The 9,927-nt window shown below is 58.6% G+C and carries 10 protein-coding genes and 1 pseudogene; 9 read left to right on the plus strand and 2 right to left on the minus strand.

Annotated features, from left to right (window positions below; all coding sequences use genetic code 11):
• The 6 genes and pseudogenes from QZ766_RS08740 to QZ766_RS08765 form a co-directional block, all read left to right on the plus strand.
• Positions 1 to 275 (plus strand): annotated as a pseudogene (locus tag QZ766_RS08740) (lysozyme inhibitor LprI family protein); the annotation flags it as partial.
• Between the two features lie 12 nt (positions 276 to 287).
• Positions 288 to 725: an NUDIX hydrolase gene (locus QZ766_RS08745; protein ID WP_297200312.1), complete on the plus strand. Its 438-nt coding sequence runs from the start codon at positions 288 to 290 to the stop codon at positions 723 to 725.
• Positions 726 to 802: 77 nt separating this feature from the next.
• Positions 803 to 1,912 (plus strand): tRNA 2-thiouridine(34) synthase MnmA, encoded by a 1,110-nt coding sequence (mnmA, locus tag QZ766_RS08750; protein ID WP_297200314.1) that lies wholly within the window; start codon positions 803 to 805, stop codon positions 1,910 to 1,912.
• 29 nt (positions 1,913 to 1,941) lie between these two features.
• Positions 1,942 to 2,583 (plus strand): high frequency lysogenization protein HflD, encoded by a 642-nt coding sequence (gene hflD / locus QZ766_RS08755; RefSeq protein WP_297200317.1) that lies wholly within the window; start codon positions 1,942 to 1,944, stop codon positions 2,581 to 2,583.
• 3 nt (positions 2,584 to 2,586) lie between these two features.
• Positions 2,587 to 3,957, plus strand: a complete 1,371-nt coding sequence (gene purB / locus QZ766_RS08760; protein WP_297200320.1) for an adenylosuccinate lyase — start codon at positions 2,587 to 2,589, stop codon at positions 3,955 to 3,957.
• Positions 3,958 to 4,207: 250 nt separating this feature from the next.
• On the plus strand, positions 4,208 to 5,140 hold the full coding sequence (locus tag QZ766_RS08765; RefSeq protein ID WP_297200321.1) for a Kdo(2)-lipid IV(A) acyltransferase: 933 nt from the start codon (positions 4,208 to 4,210) through the stop codon (positions 5,138 to 5,140).
• 38 nt (positions 5,141 to 5,178) lie between these two features.
• Here QZ766_RS08765 and QZ766_RS08770 read toward each other — a convergent pair whose 3' ends face one another.
• Positions 5,179 to 5,448, minus strand: coding sequence for a hypothetical protein (locus QZ766_RS08770; RefSeq protein ID WP_297200324.1), 270 nt, complete (start codon positions 5,446 to 5,448; stop codon positions 5,179 to 5,181).
• A 272-nt stretch (positions 5,449 to 5,720) separates the two neighbouring features.
• On the opposite strand from QZ766_RS08770, the gene phoP reads away from it, so the two are divergent.
• From phoP to QZ766_RS08785, 3 genes are all read left to right on the plus strand, one after another.
• Positions 5,721 to 6,395: a two-component system response regulator PhoP gene (gene phoP / locus QZ766_RS08775; RefSeq protein ID WP_297200327.1), complete on the plus strand. Its 675-nt coding sequence runs from the start codon at positions 5,721 to 5,723 to the stop codon at positions 6,393 to 6,395.
• A gap of 4 nt (positions 6,396 to 6,399) precedes the next feature.
• Positions 6,400 to 7,854, plus strand: coding sequence for a two-component system sensor histidine kinase PhoQ (gene phoQ, locus QZ766_RS08780; RefSeq protein WP_297200330.1), 1,455 nt, complete (start codon positions 6,400 to 6,402; stop codon positions 7,852 to 7,854).
• 82 nt (positions 7,855 to 7,936) lie between these two features.
• Entirely contained in the window at positions 7,937 to 9,058 is a 1,122-nt protein-coding gene (locus QZ766_RS08785; protein ID WP_297200333.1) for a cupin domain-containing protein, read from the plus strand.
• A 45-nt stretch (positions 9,059 to 9,103) separates the two neighbouring features.
• On the opposite strand, the gene pepT is transcribed toward QZ766_RS08785, so the two are convergent.
• On the minus strand, positions 9,104 to 9,927 hold an 824-nt coding region (gene pepT / locus QZ766_RS08790), incomplete at its 5' end, for a peptidase T (protein WP_297200336.1).

A 9,927-nucleotide genomic window follows, 5' to 3' on the forward strand; every position in this document is an offset into this window, starting at 1 on the left:
CGAGCTTTGACTGCTAGAAAGCGACTTCTGCGGACGAGAAGGCGATCTGCGCCAACCTGTCCCTGAATGATAAAGACGTGAAAATGGTCACTCAGTACGACTTCCTTAAAGGGCTTTTCGCCATGGGTGCCCGCGGCGAGCTGCAGGACCAGCAGCGCGAGTGGCTGAAAACCCGCCGCCAGTGCGGCGGATCGGTAAGCTGCCTGAACCGCGCCTACGACGCGCGCCTCTCGCAGCTCGACAAAGTTTACAACGGCATCAACCGACCCATCTAACTAAGGACAGCTATGCTCAAGCCACACGTCACCGTCGCCTGCGTCGTTCACGCGCAGGGCAAATTTCTGGTGGTCGAAGAGACCGTGCGCGGTAAAGCGACCTGGAATCAGCCTGCCGGGCATCTTGAAGCCAACGAAACCCTGCTGGAGGCCGCCGGGCGCGAGCTGTGGGAAGAGACCGGCATCCGCGCCGTGCCGCAGCAGTTTATCCGCATGCACCAGTGGACCGCGCCGGACAAAACCCCGTTCCTGCGCTTCCTGTTTGCCATCGAGCTGGATGCGCCCTGCGCCACCGAGCCGCACGACAGCGATATCGACCGCTGCCTGTGGGTCACCGCCGATGAAATTCTTAACGCCGATAACCTGCGCTCGCCGCTGGTGGCCGAAAGCATCCGCTGCTGGCAGAGCGGCCAGCGGCTGCCGGTGGAGATCATTGGCGCGTTTAACTAGCGCGCCACATAAGGGTGTCAAGCTCGGGGTCGCGTGCTAGAATACGCCGCCTCGAAGTTCAATGTAGTGAGTATTCCATGTCAGATAACAGCCAGAAAAAAGTGATCGTCGGCATGTCCGGCGGTGTCGATTCCTCCGTCTCCGCGTACCTGCTCCAGCAGCAGGGTTACCACGTAGAAGGCCTGTTCATGAAGAACTGGGAGGAAGACGATGGCGAGGAGTACTGCACGGCGGCGGCGGATCTGGCGGACGCGCAGGCGGTCTGCGACCGGCTCGGCATTGAACTGCACACCGTCAATTTTGCGGCAGAGTACTGGGATAACGTCTTCGAGCTGTTTCTGGAAGAGTATAAAGCGGGCCGCACGCCGAACCCGGATATCCTGTGCAACAAAGAGATCAAATTCAAAGCCTTCCTCGAATTCGCCGCTGAAGACCTCGGCGCTGATTACATCGCCACCGGCCACTACGTGCGCCGCGCCGATGTTAACGGCAAGAGCCAGCTGCTGCGCGGCGTGGACAGCAACAAAGATCAGAGCTACTTCCTCTATACGCTCAGCCACCAGCAGATCGCCCAAAGCCTGTTCCCGGTAGGCGAGCTGGAGAAACCGGAAGTGCGCCGCATTGCAGAGACGCTGGATCTGGCTACCGCAAAAAAGAAAGACTCTACCGGTATCTGCTTTATCGGCGAGCGCAAATTCCGCGATTTCCTTGGCCGCTATCTGCCCGCCCAGCCTGGCAAAATCGTTACCGTTGACGGCGACGTTATCGGCGAACATCAGGGCCTGATGTACCATACGCTCGGCCAGCGTAAAGGGCTGGGCATCGGCGGCACCAAAGAGGGCAGCGAAGAGCCGTGGTACACCGTCGATAAAGACGTTGAGAACAATATTCTGGTTGTCGCTCAGGGGCACGAGCATCCGCGCCTGATGTCCGTCGGGCTGATTGCCCAACAGCTGCACTGGGTGGATCGCGAGCCGCTGGCCGGCACCCTGCGCTGCACGGTAAAAACCCGCTACCGCCAGACCGACATCCCCTGCACCGTCACGGCGCTGGGCGAAGATAAAATTGAGGTTCGCTTTGACGAGCCCGTCGCCGCCGTCACCCCGGGTCAGTCTGCCGTGTTCTACAGCGGCGACGTGTGCCTGGGCGGCGGCATTATCGAGCAGCGTCTGCCGCTGCCGGTTTAACAGACAACACAGCACAACAAGGAAAGCACGTGGCGAAGAACTATTACGACATCACCCTGGCGCTGGCGGGCATCTGCCAGTCGGCCCGTCTGGTGCAGCAGCTGGCCCATCAGGGACACTGCGATAGCGACGCGCTGCACGTGTCGCTCAACAGCGTTATTGACCTGAATCCGGACTCCACCCTCGGCGTTTTCGGCGGTAGCGAAAGTAATCTTCGTCTCGGGCTTGAAACCCTACTCGGCGTGCTCAACGCCAGCAGCCGCCAGGGTCTTAATGCCGAACTGACCCGCTATACGCTCAGTATGATGGTGCTGGAGCGCAAGCTGTTTTCGGCGAAAGGCGCGATGGACACGCTGGGGGATCGTATCTCCGGCCTGCAGCGCCAGCTTGAGCATTTCGATCTGCAGTCTGAAACCCTGATGAGCGCGATGGCGGCCATTTACGTTGACGTCATCAGCCCGCTGGGCCCGCGCATCCAGGTTACCGGCTCCCCGGCAGTGCTGCAAAGCCCGCAGGTGCAGGCTAAAGTGCGCGCCGCGCTGCTGGCGGGCATTCGCGCCGCGGTGCTCTGGCACCAGGTCGGCGGCGGCCGCCTGCAGCTAATGTTCTCCCGTAATCGCCTGACCACTCAGGCTAAACAAATTCTTGCTCATATAACTCCGGAGTTGTGATCTATGGAATTATCCTCACTGACCGCCGTTTCCCCCGTCGATGGACGCTACGGCGATAAAGTCAGCGCGCTGCGCGGCATCTTCAGCGAATACGGCCTGCTGAAATTCCGCGTTCAGGTTGAAGTTCGCTGGCTGCAAAAGCTGGCCGCGCACGCAGCGATCATGGAAGTTCCTGCTTTTGCTGCCGACGCAAACGGTTACCTCGATAAAATCGTGGCGGATTTCAACGAAGAAGATGCTGCGCGAATCAAAACTATCGAGCGCACCACCAATCACGATGTCAAAGCCGTAGAGTATTTTCTCAAAGAGAAAGTGGCTGACGTGCCGGCGCTGCACGCGGTGTCTGAGTTTATCCACTTCGCCTGCACCTCTGAGGACATTAACAACCTCTCCCACGCCCTGATGCTGAAGACCGCCCGGGACGAAGTGGTGCTGCCTTACTGGCGCCAGCTGATTGCTGCGGTGAAAGATCTGGCGGTGCAGTATCGCGATATCCCCCTGCTCTCCCGCACTCACGGCCAGCCGGCCACCCCGTCGACGCTGGGCAAAGAGATGGCCAACGTCGCCTACCGCATGGAGCGCCAGTTCCGCCAGCTCGATCGGGTTGAGATCCTCGGCAAAATTAACGGCGCGGTAGGCAATTACAATGCGCACATCGCCGCCTATCCGGAAGTTGACTGGCACCAGTTCAGCGAGGAGTTTGTCACTTCGCTGGGGATTGAGTGGAACCCGTACACCACCCAAATCGAGCCCCACGACTATATTGCCGAGCTGTTCGACTGCATCGCCCGCTTTAACACGATCCTTATCGACTTTGACCGCGACGTGTGGGGCTACATCGCCCTCAACCACTTCAAGCAGAAGACCATTGCCGGCGAGATTGGCTCCTCTACCATGCCGCACAAGGTTAACCCTATCGACTTCGAAAACTCCGAAGGCAACCTGGGCTTGTCCAACGCCGTGCTCCAGCACCTGGCCAGCAAGCTGCCGGTTTCCCGCTGGCAGCGCGATCTCACCGACTCAACGGTGCTGCGCAACCTGGGTGTCGGCATTGGCTACGCGCTGATCGCCTATCAGTCCACCCTCAAGGGCGTGAGCAAGCTGGAAGTGAACCGCGACCGTCTGCTGGACGAGCTGGACCACAACTGGGAAGTGCTGGCAGAGCCGATTCAGACGGTGATGCGCCGCTACGGTATCGAGAAGCCTTACGAGAAGCTCAAAGAGCTGACCCGCGGCAAGCGGGTTGATGCCGAAGGCATGAAGCAGTTCATCGACAGCCTGGCCCTGCCGGAAGAGGAAAAAACCCGCCTGAAGGCGATGACCCCGGCAAACTACATTGGCCGCGCCATTGCGATGGTTGACGACCTGAAATAATCCGTCTGCTCCTCTTTCCTGCGGGGAAGAGGAGCTTTTCTCCCCTTCAATAACGCTTACCGCGGCGCGCAGTTATCCTCAACGCCGCATCAATACTGACGTAAAAAGCACCGTTCGCTCTCCGCTTAGCCCCTGAAAACGCAAATTGTGGTAAGATATTGCCCTGCGTATTTTATAAGTTCCCTATTTACCTCTGCGTAATAACTTTTTTTTAACCGAAAGTTTTCCTTAACCGACGAGCCTCACCGTAATGACCACGCTGCCAACATTTTCCCTCTCATTTTTACGCCCTCGCTACTGGCTGCTGTGGCTGGGGATCGCCCTGCTGTGGAGCATTACGCTGCTGCCCTATCCCGTCATTTTCAGACTCGGCCGCGTACTGGGAAAAGCGGCCATGCGCCTGCTACCCCGCCGGGTGGAAGTAGCACGGCGCAATCTGGCCCTATGCTTCCCCGAACTTTCCGACGCCGAGCGAGAAACCCGGCTGGTAAACAATTTTGAATCGGTCGGCACGGGCGTGCTGGAAACGGGGATGGCCTGGTTCTGGCCGGACCGGCGGCTGCGCAAGTGGTTCACCGTGTCCGGTTATGAAAACATGGAGCAGGCCCGCGCCCGCGGTCAGGGCGTTTTGCTCATCGGCATGCACTTTTTGACTCTGGAACTGGGCGCGCGCATCTTCGGCATGCTCAATCCCGGCGTCGGCGTTTATCGCCCCAATGATAACCCGCTGTATGACTGGCTGCAGACCCGCGGTCGCCTGCGCTCAAACAAAACGATGGTTGACCGCTACGATTTGAAAGGCATGATCCGGGCGCTGAAAAAAAATGAGATTGTCTGGTACGCGCCGGACCATGATTACGGCCCGCGCAACAGCGTGTTTGTGCCGTTCTTTAATGTCCCGGATGCGGCCACCACCGGCGGCAGCTACATGCTGGTGAAAAGCGCCCGGCCGGCGGTGGTCCCCTTCGTACCGCGCCGCAAAGCAAACGGTAAAGGCTACGAGCTGGTGATTTTGCCCGACATTGGCGAGACGCTGATTGATAAGAATAAAGAAGAGGTGGCGGCCCTGATGAATCAGGCGATTGAGCAGGCCATCGGGCTGGCGCCGGATCAGTATATGTGGCTTCATCGCCGCTTCAAAACGCGGCCGGAAGGTCGTCCCGATCTCTACCGGCGCGGTTAACGCTATAGTATTCCGGCAGCCGTGCTGCCGGAAAAGGCTCAGTGCCGCAGGATATCGGGCAGGTTAAAGCGAAAGTCGTGCAGCTCCTGATACAGGCCAACGGTACGCAGGTGGCGATTGCAGATAAACCAAATCTCGTCGCGATCGTTGGACAAAATATAGTAGGCATCCGATGTTTCGGAAGGATTAAAGCAGCCCAATACGCGATAGGCCTTTTCGTTGCTGAATCCGCTTTTCGACGGCAGCGGGCGCGGCCCGTTTTCCAGCTCCTGCACTCTAAGATATAACCCTTGTTCTATCCACAGCATAAAACCTCACAAAGTCGTACTAAAAAAAAGACCAGCAGAGAGGCTGGTCAGCGTTAACGCATTCTTGCCGCAGGATAAACGGCACCCTTTTGGATCTCGTTATATGTTCTGAGTATAGTGAGGCTGGGCTAAGTTGCGTGCCCAAATCCTATTTAAATTTCCTGAGCCAAATCATCAGCGCAGAGAGCCAGCATTTAGTTTGGCTGCGCTATGCTGTTAGGGCATATTCAGCGTTAAACTGGCCCAATTAAACAGCGTTAGGGAGAATTAGCATGCGCGTACTCGTCGTAGAGGATAACGCTCTGCTGCGCCACCATCTTAAAGTCCAGCTCCAGGAGCTGGGTAATCAGGTGGATGCCGCGGAAGATGCCAGAGAAGCCGACTATTATCTGAGCGAACACGTTCCGGATATCGCGATTGTCGATTTAGGACTGCCGGATGAAGACGGGCTATCGATGATCCGCCGCTGGCGAAGCCATCACGTCTCCGTGCCGGTGCTGGTGCTTACCGCCCGGGAAGGCTGGCAGGATAAAGTCGAGGTATTGAGCGCCGGTGCGGATGACTACGTCACCAAGCCGTTCCACATCGAAGAAGTGGCCGCCCGGATGCAGGCGCTGATGCGCCGTAACAGCGGGCTTGCCTCACAGGTGATTAGCATTGCGCCTTTCCAGGTAGATCTTTCCCGCCGTGAGCTGTCGGTGGATGGCGAAGTCATCAAGCTAACCGCCTTCGAATACACCATTATGGAAACGCTTATCCGCAACAGCGGCAAAGTCGTCAGCAAAGATTCGCTGATGCTGCAGCTCTATCCGGATGCCGAACTGCGGGAAAGCCACACTATCGACGTGCTGATGGGCCGCCTGCGCAAAAAAATTCAGGCCCGCTATACCGGGGACGTTATTACCACCGTGCGCGGCCAGGGCTACCTGTTCGAACTGCGCGAGTAAAGCCGTGTTAAAAAAAATATTGCCTCTTTCGCTGCGCGTCCGCTTCCTGCTGGCAACCGCCGCAGTGGTATCCGTGCTGTCCCTGGCTTACGGAATGGTGGCGCTGGTGGGCTACAGCGTCAGCTTTGACAAAACCACCTTCCGGCTGCTGCGCGGGGAGAGCAACCTGTTCTACACCCTCTCCCACTATCAGGATAATAAAATTCATCTGGAGCTACCGGAGAACCTGGATCTGCAAAGCCCGACGATGGCGCTTATCTACGATAAGAACGGCAAGCTGCTATGGTCGCAGCGGGACGTTCCCTGGCTCAGAGAGAGGATCAGGCCTGAATGGCTGAAGGCTGACGGCTTTCACGAAATTGAGACCGACGTCAGCCTCTCGAGCATGCTGCTGCGCGATAACCGGGCGATACAGCAGCAGCTGGAAGAGATCCGCGAAGAAGATGACGACTCGGAGATGACGCACTCGGTGGCGGTCAATCTCTATCCGGCAACGTCGCGAATGCCGGAGCTGGTGATTGTGGTGGTAGACACCATTCCGGTGGAGCTCAAGCGCTCATACATGGTCTGGAGCTGGTTTATCTACGTGCTGGCGGCTAACCTGCTGCTGGTTATCCCCCTGTTGTGGGTCGCCGCCTGGTGGAGCCTTAAGCCCATTGAGGCGCTGGCCAAAGAAGTGCGCGAGCTGGAAGAGCACCACCGCGAGGCGCTTAACCCGGAAACCACTCGCGAGCTCACTAATCTGGTGCTCAATCTAAACCGGCTGCTGACCAGCGAGCGCGAGCGCTATGACAAATACCGCACCACCCTCACCGATCTGACCCACAGCCTGAAGACCCCGCTGGCGGTGCTGCAAAGCACCCTGCGATCCCTGCGCAGCAGCAAGCTGACAGTGGAAGCGGCCGAGCCGGTGATGCTGGATCAGATTAGCCGCATCTCCCAGCAGATTGGCTACTATCTTCACCGGGCCAGCATTCGCAGCGGCAGCGCCCTGCTGAGCCGCGAGCTGTATCCGGTCGCGCCGCTGCTGGACAAGCTCACCTCCGCGCTCAATAAGGTTTACCAGAATAAAGGCGTTGATATCAGTCTCGATATCTCGCCGGAAATCAGCTTTATCGGCGAGCAGAACGACTTTATGGAAGTGCTGGGCAACGTGCTGGATAACGCCTGCAAATACTGCCTGGAGTTTGTCGAGGTATCCGCCCGCCAGACCGACGATAATCTGCACATTATTGTCGACGATGACGGGCCGGGGATCCCGCCGGGCAAGCGCGAGGTCATCTTCGATCGCGGACTGCGTATTGATACTCTGCGCCCCGGCCAGGGCGTCGGGCTGTCGGTGTCCCGGGAGATCATTGAGCAGTATGCTGGCAAAATTGTCGCCGGCGACAGTCCGCTTGGCGGCGCGCGCATGGAGGTCATCTTCGGCTACAAGCACGGCGAGGGCGGGGAAGCATAACTGACATTATTTGCCGCCGCCTGCATCCCCGGGCGGCGGCTTCCGCTATAATCGGCGAAAACTGCCTGCGGAATATCACAATATGGATTATCACTTAACCCTCAACTGGCCCGACTTTATCGAACGCTACTGGCAGAAACGCCCGGTAGTGCTCAAGCGCGGCTTCGCCAATTTTATCGATCCTATCAGCCCTGATGAACTCGCCGGCCTGGCGATGGAAGATGAGGTGGACAGCCGCCTGGTCAGCCATCTCGATGGCAAATGGCAGGTCAGCCACGGCCCGTTTGAAAGCTACGATCACCTCGGTGAAACCAACTGGTCGCTGCTGGTTCAGGCAGTAGATCACTGGCACCAGCCCGCCGCAGCGCTGATGCACCCGTTCCGCGCCCTGCCGGACTGGCGCATCGACGATCTGATGATCTCCTTCTCGGTACCGGGCGGCGGCGTGGGGCCGCACCTCGACCAGTACGACGTGTTTATCATTCAGGGTACCGGCCGCCGCCGCTGGCGGGTGGGGGAAAAAGTGCCGATGAAGCAGCACTGCCCGCATCCGGATCTGCTGCAGGTCGACCGTTTTGAGGGCATTATCGATGAAGAGATGGAGCCGGGCGATATCCTGTATATTCCGCCGGGCTTCCCCCACGAAGGCTATTCGCTGGAAAACTCCCTGAACTATTCGGTTGGCTTCCGCGCCCCGAGCGGCAAAGAGCTTATCAGCGGCTTCGCCGACTATGTACTGCAGCGGGAGCTGGGCAGCCAGCGCTACAGCGATCCGGACGTGCCGGCGCGCGCGCATCCGGCCGATATCCTGCCTCAGGAGATCGATAAGCTGCGGGAGATAATGACCGGGCTTATCAATCAGCCGGAAAATTTCACCCAGTGGTTTGGCGAATTTATCAGCCAGTCGCGCCACGAGCTGGACGTTTCGCCGCCGGAGCCGCCGTATCAGCCCGATGAGATATACGACGCGCTGCTGCAGGGCGACAAGCTGGTGCGCCTCGGCGGGCTACGGGTGCTGCGGATTGGCGATGCAGTGTTCGTTAACGGCGAGCTGCTTGATTCCCCACACCGTCCGGCGCTGGAGGCCATTGCCGCCCACTGCACCCTGAGCGCCGGGGAGTTTGGCGACGCGCTGGAAGATCCGTCCTTCCTCGCGATGCTGGCGGCGCTGGTGAACAGCGGCTACTGGTTCTTCGAAGAGTAAAACCGCGGCGCGCCGGACTAGTTCCGGCGCGCCTGTTCCTCGGTATTAGCGGCGGGCGGTCAGCTCCGCGATGCGTACAATAACCCTCACCGCCTTCTCCATGCCCTCCAGCGTCACAAACTCGTGCTTGCCGTGGTAGTTGTAGCCGCCGGTAAACAGGTTCGGGCACGGCAGTCCCATAAATGAAAGCTGGGCACCGTCGGTGCCGCCGCGGATCGGTTTAAGATCCGGCTCGATGTCGCAGTCCTCCATCGCCTGGCGGGCGATATCGACAATGTGCGGATGGGCCATGACCTTCTCGCGCATATTGTAATAGCTGTCTTCAATGATCAGCTCGATATAGCAGTCCGGGTGCAGACCCTTGCCCACTTTCTTGGCGATTTCCATCATCTTGCGCTTGCGCGCTTCAAACTGCTTGCGGTCAAAGTCGCGGATAATGTAGTGCATCTGCGCGCTGTCCACCGTGCCCTTGATGCTGGTGAGGTGGTAAAAGCCTTCGTAGCCTTCCGTCTGCTCGGGACTCTCCTCAGCGGGCACTTCGGCGTGAATGCGCGAGGCCAGCGACAGGGCGTTAACCATCACGCCTTTTGCGCTGCCGGGATGGACATTGTTGCCGACGATTTTGATGGTAACGGAGGCGGCATTGAAGTTTTCAAACTCCAGCTCGCCCACGCCGCCGCCGTCGACGGTATAGGCCCAGCGGGCGTCAAACGCGGCGACGTCAAAATGCTTCGCGCCTTTCCCCACTTCTTCGTCCGGGGTGAAAGCCACGCGAATATCGCCGTGGGGAATATTGTTCTCTTTCAGCACCGCCAGCGCGGTCATGATTTCCGCTACGCCGGCCTTGTCGTCGGCGCCGAGCAGGGTTT

Source organism: uncultured Pluralibacter sp., from assembly GCF_913775985.1.
Lineage (GTDB): Bacteria > Pseudomonadota > Gammaproteobacteria > Enterobacterales > Enterobacteriaceae > Pluralibacter.

What these genes read in the sequence shown, in the direction of transcription:
- QZ766_RS08785 (WP_297200333.1), top strand. Translation starts at nt 7,937, where the DNA reads ATGGATTATCACTTAACCCTCAACTGGCCCGACTTTATCGAACGCTAC.
- QZ766_RS08745 (WP_297200312.1), top strand. Translation starts at nt 288, where the DNA reads ATGCTCAAGCCACACGTCACCGTCGCCTGCGTCGTTCACGCGCAGGGC.
- QZ766_RS08765 (WP_297200321.1), top strand. Translation starts at nt 4,208, where the DNA reads ATGACCACGCTGCCAACATTTTCCCTCTCATTTTTACGCCCTCGCTAC.
- phoP (WP_297200327.1), top strand. Translation starts at nt 5,721, where the DNA reads ATGCGCGTACTCGTCGTAGAGGATAACGCTCTGCTGCGCCACCATCTT.
- mnmA (WP_297200314.1), top strand. Translation starts at nt 803, where the DNA reads ATGTCAGATAACAGCCAGAAAAAAGTGATCGTCGGCATGTCCGGCGGT.
- purB (WP_297200320.1), top strand. Translation starts at nt 2,587, where the DNA reads ATGGAATTATCCTCACTGACCGCCGTTTCCCCCGTCGATGGACGCTAC.
- QZ766_RS08770 (WP_297200324.1), bottom strand. Translation starts at nt 5,448, where the DNA reads ATGCTGTGGATAGAACAAGGGTTATATCTTAGAGTGCAGGAGCTGGAA.